21 protein-coding genes are annotated in these 19081 nt (G+C 38.6%); all 21 read right to left on the reverse strand.

Features of this window, described 5'->3' with window-relative positions; all coding sequences use genetic code 11:
• Positions 1 to 43: 43 nt before the first annotated feature.
• The 21 genes from QDN89_RS21210 to yabG all read right to left on the reverse strand — a co-directional run bounded on the left by QDN89_RS21210 (position 44) and on the right by yabG (position 19077).
• The gene (locus QDN89_RS21210) at positions 44 to 469 is read right to left on the reverse strand and encodes a S1 domain-containing RNA-binding protein (RefSeq protein ID WP_280772186.1); all 426 of its coding nucleotides are present in this window, start codon (positions 467 to 469) and stop codon (positions 44 to 46) included.
• A 74-nt stretch (positions 470 to 543) separates the two neighbouring features.
• Positions 544 to 930, reverse strand: a complete 387-nt coding sequence (locus tag QDN89_RS21215; RefSeq protein ID WP_280772187.1) for an FtsB family cell division protein — start codon at positions 928 to 930, stop codon at positions 544 to 546.
• 15 nt (positions 931 to 945) lie between these two features.
• Complete coding sequence (yabQ, locus tag QDN89_RS21220) at positions 946 to 1533, reverse strand: spore cortex biosynthesis protein YabQ (RefSeq protein ID WP_280772188.1); 588 nt, start codon at positions 1531 to 1533, stop codon at positions 946 to 948.
• Positions 1530 to 1835, reverse strand: a complete 306-nt coding sequence (gene yabP, locus QDN89_RS21225; RefSeq protein ID WP_280772189.1) for a sporulation protein YabP — start codon at positions 1833 to 1835, stop codon at positions 1530 to 1532. The genes yabQ and yabP overlap by 4 nt, the downstream gene beginning before the upstream one ends.
• 176 nt (positions 1836 to 2011) lie before the next feature.
• The gene (locus QDN89_RS21230) at positions 2012 to 2275 is read right to left on the reverse strand and encodes an RNA-binding S4 domain-containing protein (protein WP_280772190.1); all 264 of its coding nucleotides are present in this window, start codon (positions 2273 to 2275) and stop codon (positions 2012 to 2014) included.
• A 15-nt stretch (positions 2276 to 2290) separates the two neighbouring features.
• Positions 2291 to 3766, reverse strand: coding sequence for a bifunctional methyltransferase/pyrophosphohydrolase YabN (gene yabN / locus QDN89_RS21235; RefSeq protein ID WP_280772191.1), 1476 nt, complete (start codon positions 3764 to 3766; stop codon positions 2291 to 2293).
• Positions 3763 to 5391 carry a putative polysaccharide biosynthesis protein gene (locus tag QDN89_RS21240; RefSeq protein ID WP_280772192.1) on the reverse strand — a complete coding sequence of 543 codons (1629 nt, stop codon included), beginning with the start codon at positions 5389 to 5391 and terminating at the stop codon, positions 3763 to 3765. The genes yabN and QDN89_RS21240 overlap by 4 nt, the downstream gene beginning before the upstream one ends.
• Positions 5392 to 5494: 103 nt before the next feature.
• Positions 5495 to 6034 (reverse strand): stage V sporulation protein T, encoded by a 540-nt coding sequence (gene spoVT, locus QDN89_RS21245; RefSeq protein WP_280772223.1) that lies wholly within the window; start codon positions 6032 to 6034, stop codon positions 5495 to 5497.
• A gap of 197 nt (positions 6035 to 6231) precedes the next feature.
• Entirely contained in the window at positions 6232 to 9783 is a 3552-nt protein-coding gene (mfd, locus tag QDN89_RS21250) for a transcription-repair coupling factor (protein WP_425335434.1), read from the reverse strand.
• A 210-nt stretch (positions 9784 to 9993) separates the two neighbouring features.
• Complete coding sequence (fin, locus tag QDN89_RS21255) at positions 9994 to 10221, reverse strand: anti-sigma-F factor Fin (RefSeq protein ID WP_280772193.1); 228 nt, start codon at positions 10219 to 10221, stop codon at positions 9994 to 9996.
• Positions 10222 to 10313: 92 nt separating this feature from the next.
• Positions 10314 to 10874 (reverse strand): aminoacyl-tRNA hydrolase, encoded by a 561-nt coding sequence (gene pth / locus QDN89_RS21260; protein WP_280772225.1) that lies wholly within the window; start codon positions 10872 to 10874, stop codon positions 10314 to 10316.
• A 253-nt stretch (positions 10875 to 11127) separates the two neighbouring features.
• Positions 11128 to 11769: a 50S ribosomal protein L25/general stress protein Ctc gene (locus QDN89_RS21265; protein ID WP_280772194.1), complete on the reverse strand. Its 642-nt coding sequence runs from the start codon at positions 11767 to 11769 to the stop codon at positions 11128 to 11130.
• A 178-nt stretch (positions 11770 to 11947) separates the two neighbouring features.
• Positions 11948 to 12898 carry a ribose-phosphate diphosphokinase gene (locus QDN89_RS21270; protein ID WP_280772195.1) on the reverse strand — a complete coding sequence of 317 codons (951 nt, stop codon included), beginning with the start codon at positions 12896 to 12898 and terminating at the stop codon, positions 11948 to 11950.
• 43 nt (positions 12899 to 12941) lie between these two features.
• Positions 12942 to 14306 carry a bifunctional UDP-N-acetylglucosamine diphosphorylase/glucosamine-1-phosphate N-acetyltransferase GlmU gene (glmU, locus tag QDN89_RS21275; RefSeq protein ID WP_280772196.1) on the reverse strand — a complete coding sequence of 455 codons (1365 nt, stop codon included), beginning with the start codon at positions 14304 to 14306 and terminating at the stop codon, positions 12942 to 12944.
• A gap of 159 nt (positions 14307 to 14465) precedes the next feature.
• Complete coding sequence (gene spoVG, locus QDN89_RS21280; RefSeq protein ID WP_280772226.1) at positions 14466 to 14768, reverse strand: septation regulator SpoVG; 303 nt, start codon at positions 14766 to 14768, stop codon at positions 14466 to 14468.
• Between the two features lie 241 nt (positions 14769 to 15009).
• On the reverse strand, positions 15010 to 15171 hold the full coding sequence (locus QDN89_RS21285; protein WP_280772197.1) for a hypothetical protein: 162 nt from the start codon (positions 15169 to 15171) through the stop codon (positions 15010 to 15012).
• Positions 15172 to 15284: 113 nt separating this feature from the next.
• Positions 15285 to 16115 (reverse strand): pur operon repressor, encoded by an 831-nt coding sequence (purR, locus tag QDN89_RS21290; RefSeq protein WP_280772198.1) that lies wholly within the window; start codon positions 16113 to 16115, stop codon positions 15285 to 15287.
• A 78-nt stretch (positions 16116 to 16193) separates the two neighbouring features.
• Positions 16194 to 17057, reverse strand: a complete 864-nt coding sequence (gene ispE, locus QDN89_RS21295) for a 4-(cytidine 5'-diphospho)-2-C-methyl-D-erythritol kinase (protein ID WP_280772199.1) — start codon at positions 17055 to 17057, stop codon at positions 16194 to 16196.
• 140 nt (positions 17058 to 17197) lie between these two features.
• Positions 17198 to 17368: a small, acid-soluble spore protein, alpha/beta type gene (locus QDN89_RS21300; RefSeq protein ID WP_280772200.1), complete on the reverse strand. Its 171-nt coding sequence runs from the start codon at positions 17366 to 17368 to the stop codon at positions 17198 to 17200.
• Positions 17369 to 17775: 407 nt separating this feature from the next.
• On the reverse strand, positions 17776 to 18030 hold the full coding sequence (locus QDN89_RS21305) for a Veg family protein (RefSeq protein WP_280772201.1): 255 nt from the start codon (positions 18028 to 18030) through the stop codon (positions 17776 to 17778).
• A gap of 171 nt (positions 18031 to 18201) precedes the next feature.
• Positions 18202 to 19077, reverse strand: coding sequence for a sporulation peptidase YabG (yabG, locus tag QDN89_RS21310; RefSeq protein WP_280772202.1), 876 nt, complete (start codon positions 19075 to 19077; stop codon positions 18202 to 18204).
• Positions 19078 to 19081 lie beyond the last annotated feature (4 nt).

The following is a 19081-nucleotide window of genomic DNA, read 5'->3' on the forward strand; positions in this document are numbered from 1 at the left end:
TACTTATTTATGACTTTATATTCATTCAGCAGCAAGCTCCACTTTACCCTCTTTTAGAGTTTCGACCACTTCGTTTAGACTCTGTATTTCGTTTCAATGAGGATAATCTTTCTTCACTATCCTTTAGAAACCGACTCATCTTGTCTTCGAAAGAAACAGGACGCTGATCTTTTTGTCTCGGCTTAGAAGATTTATGCGGTGTACGTTTCGTATTAGATGTTTGAGACGGTGGTTTTTCTTTCGCTTTGCGAATCGATAACCCGATCTTGCCGTCTTTCTCTATATTCATGACTTTCACAGTAACTTCATCACCAACGCTTAAAAACTCGTTGATATTTTTCACATAACTGTCCGCTACTTCACTAATATGGACAAGTCCTGTGGATCCATCTGGCAATTCAATAAAAGCTCCAAAATTCGTTATTCCAGTCACTTTACCTTGATACTTACTGCCTACTTCAATGGACATGTAAAAAATGCTCCTCCTTCATGGTCCTTAAAAATATCATTTTTTTACATTATACCGACTGTCCAAGATCTCTGTCAATTACTGTTATTACCAGGTCGTGGTAGTTGAAAAAGCGTTTCCCCAGGCTTCGTAAGAAAGAAATCTCTCCTTGCCAATTCAGCAATATATTCATCATCATGCAACCAGTCCACCTCTTGCTTTAAACGAGATTCTTCGTGCTTCATGTATGCTAATTCTTCTTCTAATTGTTGTGTTTGTATTTTTTGATTTTCGATGGACGTTTGCTGTTGGTAGAGAGTGAATCCAGCTATAGAGAGAAAAAGAATGGCGCACGACGCAAACATAGATAACCGACGAAGCAACCCTTTACGTCGTCTTTTCGTCTGTTCTTCTAACAACGCTTGCTTTTCCATGTATTCAGAACTTAATCGGCGAATCTTTGTTTTATTGCCTTGCTCCATTATCGTCACCTCTCCTCACTTCTTGTGTTTTCGATCCATTTTTATTCGTTGATATAACCCTTTTAGGAACTTCATAAACATTTCTCTTTGCTTCATAAAAGGTTGTCCGATTTTTTTATCAACATAGGTAATAAGTAAAAGGATAGGTCTAAATATCCAAAAAATTAAACTGGATATAACTTTCCAACATATCATTACTAATATCATACCTAAGCGAAACAACAGTTTCAATAATTCTTTTGTTGGATTCACAAGAAATATATAGGTAATTCGAACCAAAAAGTAGCTAACATGGTAACTTATGTGGAGAAATGTATTCAAAAGTTTTTTATAACTTGTTTCAAACAAAGCGCGGTATACGGAATAACCAAGAAAAACAGCGATTAATAAATAGAGTCGAACTTCTCCATGATTCATATAAAGTAATACCCCAAAGTAAAGAAGGGCTTGGACGATCCAAAATAAAACATCATTCACTATTTTTATCCAATTAAAAGACTTTCTTTTACCTAGTATTCTCTCATAAGTATCTAAAGAAGCTCCGACACTAACGCCCATCACTACACTTGCTAACAAGGAAGCGATTTGAACATCTAAACTCACTTAAATAACTTCCCAAATAATCCTTTAGTTTTCTCACCGTGGTGCTGATCCAAATAGACAAGATCATCAACCTTACCTTGAATGGATACTTTTCCTTCTTCAACGTCTAAGTTTTTCATTTGTAAATTATGACCGCGAATCGATAAAAAACCCATCTCTGTTTCTAATAAAAATTCTTCGCTATCAAAACTCTCTACCTGTTTCACTCCGGAAATATCCAACATTTTTCTAGCATTAAGCACTAGCTGATGATCCCGCTTTCTTCCAGGTCCTTGGTGCGTATAGTCGTATGAATGTTCCATCCCCATCCTCCTTCAAACACTCTTTATCCTTACTATATGTGGGAGGAGGAAAAATAGAACAAGCCTTCCTGAAAATACGAGGGAGAGTCGGGCAAAACTTCCTATCTCTTTGGTTAAAATATGAATCAGACACTTTCATTTTTCATCGTGCGAAAAAAGTTCGCTTCGGTAATTACCTAGTCATTATTAATTCTTTCTTCTTTTAAAATAGTATAAAAAGTAGCTGCATCCTCCTTTTTTGCCTTTTCTTCGATTCGATCGATTCTTAAGCTTACGTGTTTTTGTCCAAATAAAACATCAAGTTCGTCTCCTAACTTCACTTCGGTTCCAGCTTTCGCTTTCTGACCATTTACTTTCACTCTTCCTTGATCAGCAACTTCCTTGGCCATTGTTCTTCGCTTAATTAGTCGAGATACTTTCAAATATTTATCTAATCTCATAAGGTTTCCTCCTCTTTATTCTTGTTTTTTGGCTTCTTCCCAAAGGGAATCCAATTCCGTTAACGTTTGTTCTGACAGAATGTCCCCACGTTTACTAACCACTTGCTCAATATAACGAAACCTTCGTGAGAATTTCTCATTTGTTTGTCTTAATGCTTCTTCTGGATCAATCTTATGAAAACGGGCTAAATTTACAAAGGCAAATAACACATCACCAAATTCTTCGACAGCAGCATCATAAGATCCTTCTTTCATTTCATGCAACCACTCAGCAATTTCTTCTTGAAGTTTCATCCACATTGGAGCTTCTTCGCCCCAATCAAATCCTACTCTTGCTGCTTTTTTTTGTAGTTTAAAAGCTTTTAACAAGTTTGGTAGCGATGCTGGAATACCGTCTAACAGAGACATAACCTCGTTTTCGTTTTTCCCTGCCTCTTGTTTCTCTTGTTTTTTAATATCTTCCCAATTGGAAACGACTTCCTCCGCGCTATCTGCAGTTACATCAGCAAAGACGTGGGGGTGTCTTCTTATCATCTTCTCTGTCACTTTACTAATGACATCTTCCATATTGAAATAACCATTATCTTCTCCAATTTGAGCATGAAGAAGAACTTGCAACAATACATCACCTAACTCTTCGACCAGGTGGTCATCGTCTTGTTCATCAATCGCTTCTAACAGTTCATAAATTTCTTCTACAGCATAACGCTTCAGTGATTCATGCGTTTGCTTTCGATCCCATGGACAACCATTCGGACCTCGTAGTGTTTTAATGACCTCCCGCAATTTAGAGAAGTCGCGATATAATAATTCGTCATTTTTAACAGGTGGAAGATATACAGCCGTTAAATTACTTAAAGTAGTGACACGATCCAAATCGTAGAGAGGCACTGTGACAATGGACTCTTGCTCACTCCCGGCAGCTGTTACCACGGTTACTTCATAGTCATCAGGTAGACGGTCCATCAAAGCTAGTTTTACTTCAGAAGCGCTGAATTGGTCATATACTTGTCCAATAATGACATGTTGCTTAAGGTTAATGTCTTCCGATTTCATTGTTACTCCATCGACTAATTGAAATCCTTCGATCGGGTCCATCTTCAGAGCACTAAACATCGCATCTAAAAAACTTTGTCCACCTTCAAGCACAACATTTATTTTCTCTGAATGTTGAAGAAGATGTTGCACGGTTGCTTCTGCCACCATTGGGTGTCCTGGAACCGCGTAAAAAACTGTCCCTTTTATTGAGACTTCATGAAGAAGCCTTTCGACAATTTCTATATACACATCCTCAAATCGATCATGTTTTTCGTAGATTTCATCAAAACTGTGAAAATTTATTCCTTCTTGTTTCAGTTCATTTATAACAGGATGGTCCTTTGTTCGAACAAATACTCGTTCACGATTATTCGTTAATGTTCGGTATATTCCTAAAGGTATTTGCGCTAAATCTCCTGCTCCTAATCCGATAATATGTATCGATTGTGTCATGTAATATTCCTCCTTTTTCGGACCAGTTCCTTTGATTCATAAGGAAACCAGCGCCCAATTTTCGGTATACTTTCCCACTCATATGTTGTAAATAAACGAAGTCGGTAAATCATCCATAAAAAAATGACCGCTCCACTGCTTGCGGCAGTTAAAGAAATAAACGTCATCGCTATTCTTCCATCTGCCACGATCGCGGTAGTTCCCGCTTGGAACAAGCTAACGAATATGACCATCCCTAAAAGGCTGATAAACCATTTCCACCAAAATTGGAATGGTTCTATGTTCCAAAGAGAAGATCGGATTAAAATGAAAATGGAGAGAAATGACATGATCACGAACGGTAATGCAGAGCTAATCGCAGCTCCGTTAATTCCATATGTAGGTACGAAGATCATGTTAAATATACCTTTCAAGACGATTCCTAAACCAAGAACAATGACTGACAAGGAAGCTTTCCCTACTGCATGAAGCAAAGCAGCAATCGTCATAAATATCGCACCAAAAAAAACGATGGAAGATAGGAGTTGTAAAGCAAAGGTCCCACTTTGATCTGTAAACATCATTTGGTTTAATGACGGCATAATAGTTACCATACCCGTTGCCGCTGCTCCTCCAAACACAAAACACATCTTAAGTGCCCGGCTCATTTCTTCTTTCACTTCTTCCATTTTTTTCGCTTCATACGCTCTGGAGATATGCGGGATCGCCGCATAAGAAAAAACGGTCGTAATCACTGCTCCAAATTGAACCAGTGGCCAACCACGATCGTAAACACCTTTTGCTATTGCAGCGTTTAGTTCAGTATCATTCAAGACCAGCAGTCGAAACACGCTTACGGAATCTACAAGCTGAAAAATAACCAATGCCATTGCACTTACTGAAACAAGCACACCTGTGATAAACAACGTTTTTACATCATTTTTCCAACCGGTGGGAATTGTCCACTTCATTAATTTCAACGGATGGAGCTCTCTTGTCTTCCATCCCATTGTTCCAAGAACAATTACTCCGGCTATACTCCCTGCTAATGCTCCAATGCCCGCTGATGTGCCTGCCATGTAAGGGTCACTTGCTTTCATTGCAAAAAAAGCAACGCCTAAAATAACCGTCACCCGAAAGGTTTGTTCAACCACTTGTGAAAATGCCGTTGGAATCATCTCACCTTTTCCTTGGTAAATACCTCTCCCCATTGCAAGAAACGGAATGAGGAATACAGGTGCTCCCATCCAGCGGATTGCTGAGGTTAACCGTGGGTCTCCCATAAGTTGGGCGATCATCTCCGCTCCCAAAACAATAGCTAATCCCGCCACAATGTGAAGGGAAAGTAGGCATAAGAACAAAAATGATAATCGGTGTGATAAGGAAGGGGATGACACATCTGTTTGGGTTTTCGTATCGTGATTTGCGACAAAAGTTGCAATAACAAGCGGGAATCCATATGCACCAAGCACAAAAATAACCCCATAAATCGGGTAAACTTGCTGATACACATAAAAACCCGTATCTCCTGTGATATTCTGATACGGAATCTTATAAAGGGCGCTTAAAGCTTTGACAATGATTGCCGCTAAGGAAAGGTAGAGTGCTCCTTTCATCCACGTTTGTTGTTGCTGAGCATGTTTCATGCTAATATTTCCTCTCTATGCTTCATTTCTTTGTCATTATAGCATATTACTTTCCAAATTATAAAAGCAGCACCGCTATGAGGTACTGCTTAGTTTATGCTTATTATTGTTCCATTTGCCTTGCTAAAAATCCAGCTGCCGTTTCCGACAGTTTATGTTCCACATCACCGATTTTCCCACTACCTTTACTTACTAAAACAACGGCACCAATCGGATCTCCATTTGCAATAATCGGAGCAATGCAATAACCATCCATCGACTCATTTGTTTCACCAGAGATAGCATATTCCCCTTGTTTAGATTGAACGTTGACTTTCCGCTCCTCCATGGACGTTTCCACAACTTCGCCAATTGGCTTATTGTAATATTCCTTTTTGGAACCTCCGGCGACAGCAATAAATGTGTCTCTGTCTGCTATGAGTACTATATGGTTCAAACTATCGTAAAGGGCTTCTGCGTATTCTTTTGCAAAGTCTCCGAGCTCTGAAATAGGGGAATATTTCTTTAAAATCACCTCTCCATCTCTATCGACAAAAATTTCTAATGGGTCTCCTTCTCTAATTCGAAGCGTCCTTCTTATCTCTTTTGGAATAACAACACGACCTAAATCATCAATTCGACGAACAATTCCAGTTGCTTTCATCACGTATATTGCCTCACTTTCTTTGGTGTAATCTCAAGATGTATCCAAGTATTATTTGGATTGGAAACTTGTCCTTATTATCTGATTAAAAAAAAGAACTATTCACCAATTGTAGAATAAAATTGATAAATTTCCTCTAAATCGAAAAATAGCACCTGCAAATTTAATTACAAGTGCTACTTCTTGACCTTATAGTTTTATGCGTTCGCTACTTCGTCTTTTTGAACATCATCTAATTTAGCTAGAACTTGTTCAAGGATTTTCATGTAGTCACCGTCACTTAATGACTTTGTCTTTAAATGAATCACAATCTGGCTACCTAGCATAGATAAATGTAATTTCGGGGAAATTTTATTAACGACAGTAAACAATTTTGATCCATCAATACGGCCTGTTGTTTCCTCACTTAACACTACTTTACACTGATTATTTTTTTCTGATACAGACTCTACCTTCTCCTGTTTGGAAAGCAATTTGATTTTGGAAACAGAGAAAAGATAACTCACTTCAGAAGGGTAATCTCCAAAGCGGTCAATCATCTCATTTTGGAGATCCAATAAATCTCGCTGTGACTCTAATGTTTTAAAACGTTTATACATATCAATTTTTTGCTTTGAATCTGGGATATAGGATTCAGGGATGTATGCGTCTACTTTCACATCTAATTCGATATCTGGCTCTTTTTCCTGTTTTGGTTTCCCTTCATTTGCTTCTAATTCTTTTCGCTCATCAATAGCATCTTTTAACATTTGCGAATAAAGATCAAAACCAACAGATGCGATAAAGCCATGCTGTTCAGCTCCTAGTAGATTTCCTGCTCCTCTAATCGATAAATCTCGCATTGCGATCTTAAATCCAGAACCTAATTCGGTAAACTCTTTAATGGATTGCAAACGCTTTTCAGCAACTTCTGTAAGAACTTTATCTCTCTGGTGTGTGAAATAAGCATAAGCCACGCGATTTGATCTACCAACACGCCCTCGTAGCTGATAAAGCTGAGAAAGTCCCATGCGATCTGCATTATGAATAATTAACGTATTCACATTCGGAATATCGACGCCTGTTTCAATAATCGTTGTCGTCACAAGAACTTCTGTCGTTCCTTCAAGAAAATCAAGCATGACGTTTTCCAGTTCCGATTCCGTCATCCGACCGTGAGCAAAACGAACGTTCGCTTCAGGAACAAGCATGGAAATTTTATCTGCCATCGATTCAATATCTTCCACTCGGTTATATAAGAAGTAAACTTGCCCACCTCGAGACAACTCTCTTTCAATCGCTTCCCTAACGAGAGATTCATTATATTCCACAACGTATGTTTGCACTGGAAAACGATTTTCAGGTGGTGTTTCAATAACGGATAAGTCGCGGACACCTAGCATGGACATGTGAAGGGTCCTCGGAATAGGTGTTGCCGTTAATGTTAATACGTCCACATTTGCTTTTAAACGTTTGATCTTTTCCTTATGGGTCACGCCAAATCGCTGTTCTTCATCAACAATTAATAACCCTAGGTCTTTAAATACAATATCTTTCGACAGAAGTCGGTGCGTCCCTACTACAATGTCGCAGTTTCCTTTCTTCAAGTTATCTGTCGTTTGTTTTAATTCTTTTCTGCTTCTAAAACGACTTAACAAGCCGATATTGATTGGGAAATCTTGAAACCTTTCACGAATCGTTTCATAGTGTTGTTGGGCCAAAATCGTTGTTGGTACAAGAAAAGCGACTTGTTTTCCGTCCATGATCGCTTTGAACGCGGCTCGAAGGGCTACTTCTGTTTTTCCATACCCTACATCCCCGCACAAAAGACGATCCATCGGTCGTTCTCTTTCCATATCTTGCTTAATCTCCTCAATAGACTGGATTTGATCTTCCGTTTCTTGGTATGGGAATGACCCTTCAAATTCTTGTTGTTCAGGCCCATCTTTCGAAAACGCATGACCTTTACTCCGTTCTCTTTCTGCTGAAACTTTGATCAAATCTTCCGCAATGTCTTCTACTGAAGACTTTACTTTCTTTTTCACCTTTTTCCAATCGCTTCCACCAAGTGCATACATTTTTGGATCTTTATCTTCTGAACCGACATATTTCTGAACTTGGTCAATCTGATCCACTGGAACATAAAGTTTGTCATTCCCAGCATAGGAGATGTGCATATAATCTTTATGAATATCGCCTACTTTTAACGTATCTATGCCAAGATATTTTCCTATTCCGTGATTGACGTGGACAACCCAATCCCCTACTTTTAATTCAGAATAACTTTTAATTCTCTCTGCATTTGATAGTTTTTGTCTTCGTTTTGGTCGGCGATTTTTTTTCGTAAACACTTCTTCTTCAGTAATAACAATCGTCCGCTGCAATGGAAGTTCGAATCCAGACATGAAATGACCTAGTGTAATTTGGGCTTGCCCGTTGACAGGGAGGTGCTCACTACTAACAATAGCCGCCTCAATCTCGTAATCTTCTAATACACTTTTCATTCGCTCTGCTCGTTCTTTTCCTGCACAGATGAAGGAAATGGCGTAACCTGCTTCTTTCCAACGAGTCACTTCGTTTTTCAGTAAATGAAGTTGTCCATGAAAGTTTTGCATCGTTTTACTTTGTATGTTTACGATGTTTTGTGGATTTGTTGACGGAATATGTCGTAAAAACAAACTCAAATATATCATTGGTGCTGTTGATTTCTGAATGATATCTTCCCAAGATTGAGACATCTGCATATCCGACACTACGCCACCTTGAGAAAGCATCGTCATCTGCCAATCTGCTTCTTCTCTTTCTAAACTTTGAACCATTTCTTGCACTCGACTGATTTCATCGACGAAAACATTTCCTCCTTGAGGCATGTAATCGATAAGTGTATGCATTTGTTCATAATACATGGACATGTATTTATACATCGTGTCAAACATCGTTCGCTGTTTAAGCCAATCGATCTCTACACCAATTTGATCCGCTAGTTTTTCTTTTACAACGTTATCTTTCACTTTTTTTAACGTGACGGCTAGTTCTTTCTCTAGCTTTGCTGCTCCTCGTTGAAATTGTTCTTCATCTAGTAATATCTCTTTTGCTGGTCCAATCGTTACTCGTTCTGTTTGTGAAATAGAACGTTGTGTTTCCACGTCAAAGAAACGGATCGAGTCTACCTCCGTATCAAAGAGTTCTATACGGATAGGATGCTCTTCCGTTAAAGGATATATATCTACGATTCCACCGCGAACACTGAGATGTCCGGGTGTTGAAACCATTTCTACTCGTTGGTACCCCATCGAGATACATTGGTTCAATACGTGTGATAAATCTAGTTCTTCTTCTACTTGAAATGTAATTTGTCTCGAACTCCACATAGTCGGAGGCGGTAACAATCTTCTCACACCTGCTATGGGAGCAATCACAATCGCTTCATTGCCTGAAGTCCAGCAGTTTAATGCTTCTAATCTTTGTCCTCTCATTTCAGGACTAGCTACGGCAACTTCAGATGAAATTAACTCGTTAACTGGATATAAATAAACTTGGTCCTCGCCAAGAATGGAAACAAGGTCATCAAATAATTTCTGTGCTTGAAATAGATTATGGGTAACAACTAGCTGTGAGTTCCCCGTTTTTTTATAGATCGCAGCAAGCATTAAGGAGCGAGCCGATCCAGTTAGTCCTGAGACCATCTGTTCAGATAAATTAGCTTCTAACCCTTCGACAATACTTGCAACATCATCGCCATGATACATTGTTTTGATTAGCCCTTCCAAGGTCTTCCCCCCACCTTCTAGTGATTGACCGTTTTTTGTCAATGCTACTTACAAAAAACGGAATTTCACGTTTATCTATTTTAAAATCATTTGTTAACATATATTAAAGGCCTATCAATTAATTCTCTGCTTTCATCTTTACATTATTTTGAGTAAACCTACTAGAAAAATGCTTTGGCAGCACTTGCCAAAGCTTGTCGAACCTTGTTTTTAGTGAATAAAAGACTCTTGTTCATGGTAAGTCGGATATTGCTTCAATGTTTGTTCACAGTCCTCACAAATGGTTCGTATATGAACATGACCTTTTGTGTCATATTCAATCATTTCTTGTTTTTCTTGCTCATTTAGTTGGTCAATGCCTAATTGTCGACTATCAATGGTAGATGGAATTGATCCTATCTTCTGATGACAGTGACGACAATAATAGTGAATCGCCATATCCTGCACCCTCCTAATCAAACACTGCTCTATTCATTTAGTATGAACGAACAAAGTTTAAATTATGCAAGGGTGATTCAATCCGTTTATGTTTATTGATTGAAGTCATTCATGACTTTGAGAAAGTCTTTTTCTGTCCAAGCTTCTACCGCTTCCGCAGATTTATCTAAAGATACTTCTACTTTCTGTCGCTCATCCGGCGAAAAACTTCCTAACACATAATCAGGAACTGCTATCCCTTGATCGGGACGGCCAATGCCAATCCTGATGCGATTAAACTGGTCCGTCCCTAAATGTTGTATGATAGATCGAATGCCGTTATGCCCCCCATGACTACCTTTTTGGCGTAAACGGATTTTACCTGGTGGCAAGTCCAAGTCATCATAAACTACTAACAAGTCTTCTTTATCAATCTTGAAGTAATTCATAAGTGGCACGATCGCTTCTCCAGACAAGTTCATGTACGTGAGTGGTTTAAGTAAGAAAACTTTCTTGCCATTCACTCTTGAAAATCCATAAGCTCCTTTGAATTTTGATTGATCTAATTCAATTTTTAATCGCTCTTGGCACTTATCAATCACTTCAAACCCGACATTATGTCTCGTTCGATCATATTTTTTCCCTGGATTACCTAGTCCTACGACGAGCTTCATTGGTGCGCTCTCTCCTTCTTCTTTTGCTCTCCGTTGGAAAAACTTCTTAAATAGCATAGTCGTCTCTCCCTGTGAAATGTGACATCTTCTATTATACTGCAATCTCTTTCGAAAGTTAACGTTCCTCGATGTAAAAGTTGTTTGTAAAGAAAAGATAACGTATAAAAAAGAGGTGATTATCGCTTATCTCCCCCATAAACATACGAGACTAAAAGGGTATAACCGGAAATGGTTATACCCTTTAAAGTTATCATTATTTTTCTTCTGATTCAGACTCTGATTCTTCTTCTGCTCCAACCAATTCAGGTTCTGCAGATTCGTCTTCTGTTTCTGGTTCTTCAGGCTCTTCGTCTGGAGGTAGAATAGAAATAACAACCTCTTCAGGATCATTATTAAATTCATATTTCTCTCCACTTTGAAGATCTTTCACTTGAATGGAATCATTCACATCAAGTTCTGATACTTCAACTTCAATGGAATCAGGTAAGTCATTTGGCAATGCTCGTACTGACAGCTCATAAACCGCTTGTTGAAGAACACCACCGTCTTTCACTCCGACAGATTCTCCTACAACTTGAACTGGAACATCAGCATCCATTTCTTCTTTCATGTTCGCTGCGTAAAAATCTACGTGGATTACTTCATTTTTAATTGAATCATATTGTAAGTCATAAATCATGACATCCGTTTTCGTACCGTCAATATCAAGTTTAAAAACACCTGTTTTACCTTCTGAACGAAGTGTTTTAATAAATGAGATTTGCTCTACGGCAATCGGTTTATTTCCGTAAGCTTTCCCGTAAACTACTGCGGGAATATTTCCTTCCGAACGTAGCTTTGATAATCTCGAACCTTTTAAATCTTCTCTCACTGCTGCCTGTAATACTGTAGCCATTTCTAATCACCTCATAATTTTTTCGGTTCTTTTTATGTCTTTCCCAACTTCAGTTGGATTGAAACCTGTTTTTTGTGAAACTTCTCTAATGAAACGGGATGGTTTTCCAAAACAATGTTGAAACGATCAATCTGAGAATTTCTAGTTACAATAACAACGGCACCTAATTTCGAAAGCTTTAGTCAAACAAACGACTAACAGATCGCTCTTCGTGAACGTGAATAATCGCTTTAGCAAGCAATGGCCCTACAGATAACTGTGTAATGTTATCAATCATTTTTTCCTCCGGAAGTGGAATGGAGTTTGTCACAACTAATTCTTTAATTTGCGAGTTCTTTATTCTTTCAATAGCAGGACCAGATAAAACTGGGTGTGTACTACAAGCATACACTTCTTTTGCTCCACTCTCAATCATTGCACTTGCTGCCAAAGTCATCGTACCTGCTGTATCAATGATGTCATCGATGATAATCGCTGTTTTTCCTTCAATATCACCGATTATGTTCATTACTTCCGACGTATTCGGTTTCGGTCGACGTTTATCAATAATCGCAATTGGCGCTTTCAAACGATCAGCCATCTTACGAGCACGAACAACTCCTCCGTGATCGGGAGACACAACAACGATGTCTTCTAACTCCTTTTGTTCAAAATAATTTGCTAAGATCGGTACACCGACTAATTGGTCAACAGGAATATCAAAGAATCCTTGAATTTGAGTAGCATGAAGGTCTAACGTGATGACTCTTGTTGCTCCAGCAGTTTCTAATAAATTCGCAACTAACTTCGCAGTTATTGGTTCACGTGAGCGAGCTTTCCTATCTTGTCGAGCATATCCATAGTAAGGGAGAACTACGTTAATATTGTTTGCAGAGGCACGCTTCAGTGCATCAATCATAATTAATAGCTCCATAATATGCTCATTTGCTGGAGATGACGTAGACTGGATGACGTAAATATCACATCCTCGAATACTTTCTTCAATATTTATTTGAATTTCACCATCACTAAATCTAGTCACTGAACTTTTTCCCATTTCGACACCGATTTCCTTTGTAATTTCGTGGGCCAATTCTGGGTTTGAGTTTAGGGTAAACACCTTTAAATTGTGATCATTGTACTGAGCCATCGCTTTGAAAACCTCCATTAAATTTTACTTTCATCACATACGATTATTGATTTTTCTTCCCATAACCTTCTTTGTTTATTTGACGCTGTCTAGCAATTGCTAAGGAATCCACAGGCACATTATCGGTAATCGTCGAACCTGCCGCGATATAAGACCCTTTCCCAACAGTCACTGGGGCTATTAAATTAGAGTTACAGCCAATGAATGCTCCGTCTTCTATTGTTGTTAAAAATTTGTTTTTTCCATCATAGTTTACTGTAATAGAACCACATCCAACATTCACACCATCGCCTATTTCTGCATCGCCAAGATAACTCAGGTGAGAAGCTTTACTTCCTTTACCCATCGTCATTTTCTTCAGCTCTACAAAATTACCTACTCGAACGCCTTCTGCTAATTTTGTATCTGGTCGAAGATGTGAGAACGGCCCAATCGACACATGCTCTCCTACTTGACTCAAGTGAACAACCGACTGTTTTATTGTCGTTTCATTACCGATTTGACTATCCTTAATCTCAGTATGAGGACCTATGTGACATTCTTCGCCAATAACGGTTTCACCTGCTAGAACGGTTCCTGGATGAAGGGTTGTATCTTTCCCAATTACCGTATCTGGAGATATGTATGTTTGGTCTGGATCAATGATAGTAACACCTTCGCGCATCCAGTTTTCGTTAATACGCTTTTTCATCCATTTTTCTGCTTGGCTAAGAGCGACACGATCATTTACTCCCATCGTTTCATTGAAATCATCGGTCTGATAAGCGGTTACAATGTCTCCATCTTTTTGTAAAATCTCAACGACGTCCGGCAAATAATATTCTCCTTGAACATTATCGTTTCCTACTCGCTTTAATGTTTCAAAAAGGGTTTCATTGTCAAAGCAATATGTCCCAGTATTAATTTCTTTCACTTGCTTTTCTTCTTCCGAAGCGTCTTTATGTTCAACGATCTTTTTCACTCTGTCTTGATCGTCTCGCAACACACGACCGTATCCTGCAGGGTTATCTGCATTAGCAGTTAGGACTGTTGCTTTGGCGCGAGTCGATTCATGATGCTCAATCAATGCATTCATCGTTTCTTTCGTTAATAACGGAGTATCCCCACAAACAACCATCGTGATACCTGGTTTATTTTTTAACACTTCTTCTGCTTGCATCACAGCATGTCCGGTTCCTAATTGTTCAGCTTGTAACGCATACTTAACTCGTTCTCCAATTTTCTCTTTCACCATTTCAGCACCGTGGCCAACAATCGTTACCATTTCATCTATATGGCATTGTTCAAGCTGATCTACAATGTGCTGTACCATCGGTTTCCCACAAACAGGATGAAGTACCTTATATAGGTTAGATTTCATCCTTGTTCCTTTTCCTGCAGCTAATACCACTGCAAATCGCTTTTTCATTCCATAACCCCCATGCGCTATTTTCCATTACGAATATATCTTATATTAAGGTTTATTTCAAGATGGATAGACAATTAATCATTCATTACAAAAAAAAAGAAGACACACAAAAGAACCTAGTCTCAATGAAATAAGACTAAGTCCGTTCAAAATAAATAATTATGATGCACCTGCTTCTTCATATGATTGTTCTTTTGTTTCTTCTTTCTCCCCAACTTTCTCATACTCCGTTAAAACTGCCAACTGAATTTTTTCACGTGTTTTCGACGAAATTGGATGAGCTATGTCCCTGAACTCTCCATCTGGTGTTCGCTTGCTTGGCATTGCAACGAACATGCCGTTATTGCCGTCGATGACCCGAATGTCATGTACGACAAATTCATCATCGATGGTAATAGATGCGATTGCAAGCATACGACCTTCCGTGTTTACACGGCGAAGCCTCACATCTGTTACTTCCATATCTGCCACCACCTTTTTCCAATGAAATACCTTCTTGTTTACTCGATTCGTCATAAATTGGAATTATCCTTCTTTTTTGAGAAAAAAAACTTAAAAATGTAAACGTTTTATAAATATATGTAAAATATTAGTCATATTGTGATTGAAGTCACTATTTGAAGTGGTCATAAATGTTATCAAATCGATGATGTTTCATAAACAAAAGGAGTATTACGTAAATAAATCCCTTCGTTAGATCGATTCATTCCTTCTTCTTTCGATGAATCGCGCCAACTTGATTGCTATATACAGTCTCATAAATGTTTTCTCGATACTCTTCCGGGAAACGATGATCATGCAATTCCCAAAAATTACTAATATGATCTAATAGAATTTTTTTAATCACACCATCCTTGTTATTCATTTGAGCCACTCCCTTTATGGCCAAGATACCCTAAAGCTTTTCTACAACTCAAAAATCTATCATTTCCTAAACAAATAAAAAACCGTTGCCTTTATTGGCAACGGTTCAAACAATTAATTTGCAAAATTTGTATTAAAAATATTTCCTCGTTCCACTCGAATCGCTTTGTTTTTAACATCTACTTGAGAAAGTTTCGTTAATGACGTATAGTCACCAACAAGTTTCTCTTCTTCATGCACCGCTTCGGTTAATACACCAACTCCAGCTACAGTGGATTGAAATTCTTCTACTAAATCCATCATTCCTCGAATTGTCCCCCCTGCTTTCATGAAATCATCAACGATAAGAACATTCGATTGTGGTTTCAAACTGCGTCTGGCGAGAGACATCGTTTGGATCCTCTTTGTTGAACCAGACACATAATTAATGCTTACAATCGATCCCTCGGTGATTCTTTGCTCATGACGAACAATACAAACGGGTACATGCAAGTGAGCTGCGACCGCATAGGCTAATGGAATTCCCTTTGTTGCCATCGTCATTACAGCATCGACTTTTTCCGCTTTATAGTATGAAGCAAAAATTCTTCCTAGTTGCTGGGTAAGTGCAGGATCACCAATGATATCCATCATATACAAATAACCACCTGGTAGTAATCTGCTAGGATCTTCTAATTGATTACAAAGGTTGTCCACTAATTTTTCCGCTTCTTCAAGGTCAACGGTAGGTACAAACGTTACCCCTCCGGACGCACCAGCAGATGTTTCTAACGTACCTAAACGCTTTGATTCCAACACCTCTTTAACAATACCAATATCTTCACTGATCGACGATTTTGCCGATTCATACCTCTTAGAAAAAAACGTAAGTGGAATCAGTTGGTGAGGATGAGCTAATAAATACTGGGTCATGTCTACTAAACGACCACTTCGCCGATATTTCATACGGCACCTCCATTAAATCCGAATATTATAAAGGTAACATACCATCTTTATACGGATTTAACAAGATGACCCCTATTTTTATAGATGTCGATTCCCTAAAAGGCGAACGACAAATACATTATCCATAAATCCTTTTAGACCATTGTAAAGGCGATACGCCTTGGACTCACTGCTTGTTAAGGAAAAAACGGTTGGGCCGCTTCCACTCATGACCGTCCCTTCAGCACCGAATTGGATTAATCTTTGTTTAATATTTTTGACTTCGGGTGCCAATTCAAACGTTGCTGTTTCCATTACATTTTCAAGTCTTTGACATATACCTTGGAAATGATGTTCTTCAATTGCTTGAATCATCCCTTCTGTATCTGGATGCTTCATTCCTTCCAAATTAAGACGCTGATAAATGCTTTTTGTCGACACGCCTTTCGGTGGTTTTGCTAACACAACCCAACAAGGCGGCGGGGATGGAAGAAAGCTCAAAATCTCTCCTCTTCCTCTCGCAACTGCCGTCCCTCCATGAACACAAAAGGGAACATCTGAACCAATTTTCAAGCCTATCTCTGCTAGCTCCTCGAGAGAAAGTCCTAATGACCACATGTCATTTAATCCACGTAAAACAGCAGCCGCATCCGTACTTCCTCCAGCTAAACCTGCAGATACTGGAATATTTTTATGAATATAAATCTTCACACCACTTTTTATTGAAAATTGATCTTTTAATAATCTCGCCGCTTGATAAGCTAAATTATGCTTATCATTTGGAACATGTCCTATATTCACTTCCACTTGAATCTGATCTTCTTCTATTAACATTAATTGAATTCGATCTGCCAAATCCACCGTCGTCATTATCATTTCAACATCATGATAGCCATCGTCTCTTTTCCCAACGACATCAAGCGTCAAATTAATTTTCGCCGGTGCTTTTACCACCTTCATCATGCTACCACCTGCTTCTTCCGTTCCATTTTCCTGTAGTTATTTTACCATTTGTTCACAGTTTATAATACATTGATTTTAAGTATATGAAAAGACCAAGGTCAAGGACCTTGGTCAATACTGTCGCAATTGGTTATCGTGATCTATCTTCTTTGGCTTTCCTGCGCTAGTTCGATGGCCCTTTTGACCATGTTTCCAGCATCTCTTGAACGTATACCGCCCCAACCTTCTTGCTTCACGGTATCATAAAAGCCGAGCTCTTTTGCCAGTTCTTCTTTAAATTGATCTGACATAACCCCTCTTCGTCTGCTCATCAGGCAACCTCTCCTTTATGACCATTGCGACAATGGCTTTCCAACAAATGTGTTATGCGGAAGCCTATAGTGTAGTCAGTATGTTCCGAAATATTTTGAACCTGACTACACAAGTAGCTTTCCCATCAATTCTCCGTTCTACGTTAACAATATCTGGTGCCTGTTTCCGTAAATCAATTCATTATGTCGGCCTTTTCTTTGGTTAGTAAGATATTTGGAAAAGGTAGAATGATTTTATTGGGACGGTTTCTTCCAACGCTTTATAGTCCTTGATCAAAACCCTTTCCTCCTCTACCTGAATACCTCTCTCACTTACCTCCAAAAACAAAAAAAAGATTACTCAAAAAAGAATCTAAGTAACATTTCTTAGTTAAACTTTTTTGAGTAATCACAATATTTTACTATCATTAAGCTTCTTCAGGAATTTCTTCGCGCATTGTGAGTTTGACCGTTTCAGTCAAAACATCAGTGTAACTATAAGAAAGTCTTTCTACAGAATGTTCATTTCTATCAAGTTTTACTGTAAAAACAGCTGGGTAAATCCCTTCAACAAGACCGGAACGTTCAATCATTTTCTTTCTTCCACCATTCGCTTGGACAGTTACTTTCTTCCCAACGTTGGCTTGGAGAATCTGTTTGATTTCTAACAATGTTTTAGCCATCCACACCACACCTCACTTAAAGTTAAGTATAGCACGGACTTGGACATAAGTCAAATTAAAACTAAAATTATAACAATGCTCCTAATCCGTGTCAATACAAATTTCATTATTTTTCATATTCTATAGGGTAACCGGTGTTCACCCGAATTATGTGAGGATGTGGTTATTGTTTCATTCGGACTCCAGGTAATTATCAAAAAACGGTACCCCACGTCTTAAAGTACCTATTGTTTCCATTCCACCAAGTCCTTTTTGGCCCGTTAATGTGGTTTTTAAAATATCCCACATGCTTAACCTTTCAGAAAAAGGAGTCAAACTTATTTTCGCTACAACATAGACAGGATCGAGAGCGTGAATATTGACGCGATCCGGTGAGCTAGCAAAATTCGCTCCTGATTTAAGGATAGACTGGAAATGTGATTGGCAGGCACCAGCAAATATCATTAAATGATCTTTATATGGAGCAACTTTCCGAGCTTCTCTTACCGCTTCAGCAAAGTTTTTGGAATTTCGGTAAGCTTTCAAATCGGATTCATGTCCTCTCGACTTACTGTAAGCATCATGTCCTGTAATAACGAGCAAATCCGGTTGAACCATTTGAATTAACGACGCTACCTGTTCGGACATTTTCTTTTCCTGCAAATGCACACCATACACTGGAACACCTAATCGGTCATAAACCTCCGTACATTTTTTTAAATAAAGCGGATCGCCATCGAGATGAAGCACTTTTCCAGGAACTTCAAAATAGGCGTTTTTTTTTGTGTATCCGGAGGTCATATCATAGTCCGTTTTTTCCCTAATAAGTTTTCGATCCTGACGAAATAACTGGTAACAACTTTCTTCTTTTTGCTTCCACTTTTTCTTTCGTTGTTTTCGATCTTCTTCTTGAATCACAATGAGATCATTTAAAGGCGCATCAGCAACAAGTCGAACATCTTCTCCGTGGAGTTCTACATCATCGCCATGAATTTTATGCACACGAAATAACACATCACAATCATATGATAAACGACCTACAATCTGACCAGGTTTGATCTCTGCCATAAAT

The organism is Salipaludibacillus daqingensis (assembly GCF_029891575.1).
In the GTDB taxonomy this organism is placed as follows: domain Bacteria; phylum Bacillota; class Bacilli; order Bacillales; family Salisediminibacteriaceae; genus Salipaludibacillus; species Salipaludibacillus daqingensis.

Excerpts from the sequence above, each read along its gene's own strand:
- purR (WP_280772198.1), bottom strand. The coding sequence starts at position 16,115 with ATGAAATATCGGCGAAGTGGTCGTTTAGTAGACATGACCCAGTATTTA.
- QDN89_RS21270 (WP_280772195.1), bottom strand. The coding sequence starts at position 12,898 with ATGGCTCAGTACAATGATCACAATTTAAAGGTGTTTACCCTAAACTCA.
- QDN89_RS21210 (WP_280772186.1), bottom strand. The coding sequence starts at position 469 with ATGTCCATTGAAGTAGGCAGTAAGTATCAAGGTAAAGTGACTGGAATA.
- QDN89_RS21300 (WP_280772200.1), bottom strand. The coding sequence starts at position 17,368 with ATGAGCAGACGAAGAGGGGTTATGTCAGATCAATTTAAAGAAGAACTG.
- ispE (WP_280772199.1), bottom strand. The coding sequence starts at position 17,057 with ATGATGAAGGTGGTAAAAGCACCGGCGAAAATTAATTTGACGCTTGAT.
- QDN89_RS21215 (WP_280772187.1), bottom strand. The coding sequence starts at position 930 with ATGGAGCAAGGCAATAAAACAAAGATTCGCCGATTAAGTTCTGAATAC.
- QDN89_RS21240 (WP_280772192.1), bottom strand. The coding sequence starts at position 5,391 with ATGAAACATGCTCAGCAACAACAAACGTGGATGAAAGGAGCACTCTAC.
- QDN89_RS21285 (WP_280772197.1), bottom strand. The coding sequence starts at position 15,171 with ATGAATAACAAGGATGGTGTGATTAAAAAAATTCTATTAGATCATATT.
- yabG (WP_280772202.1), bottom strand. The coding sequence starts at position 19,077 with ATGGCAGAGATCAAACCTGGTCAGATTGTAGGTCGTTTATCATATGAT.
- fin (WP_280772193.1), bottom strand. The coding sequence starts at position 10,221 with ATGGCGATTCACTATTATTGTCGTCACTGTCATCAGAAGATAGGATCA.
- yabN (WP_280772191.1), bottom strand. The coding sequence starts at position 3,766 with ATGACACAATCGATACATATTATCGGATTAGGAGCAGGAGATTTAGCG.
- pth (WP_280772225.1), bottom strand. The coding sequence starts at position 10,874 with ATGAAGCTCGTCGTAGGACTAGGTAATCCAGGGAAAAAATATGATCGA.
- spoVT (WP_280772223.1), bottom strand. The coding sequence starts at position 6,034 with ATGAAAGCAACTGGAATTGTTCGTCGAATTGATGATTTAGGTCGTGTT.
- QDN89_RS21305 (WP_280772201.1), bottom strand. The coding sequence starts at position 18,030 with ATGGCTAAAACATTGTTAGAAATCAAACAGATTCTCCAAGCCAACGTT.
- QDN89_RS21265 (WP_280772194.1), bottom strand. The coding sequence starts at position 11,769 with ATGGCTACAGTATTACAGGCAGCAGTGAGAGAAGATTTAAAAGGTTCG.
- spoVG (WP_280772226.1), bottom strand. The coding sequence starts at position 14,768 with ATGGAAGTAACAGATGTGAGGCTTCGCCGTGTAAACACGGAAGGTCGT.
- QDN89_RS21230 (WP_280772190.1), bottom strand. The coding sequence starts at position 2,275 with ATGAGATTAGATAAATATTTGAAAGTATCTCGACTAATTAAGCGAAGA.
- glmU (WP_280772196.1), bottom strand. The coding sequence starts at position 14,306 with ATGAAAAAGCGATTTGCAGTGGTATTAGCTGCAGGAAAAGGAACAAGG.
- yabP (WP_280772189.1), bottom strand. The coding sequence starts at position 1,835 with ATGGAACATTCATACGACTATACGCACCAAGGACCTGGAAGAAAGCGG.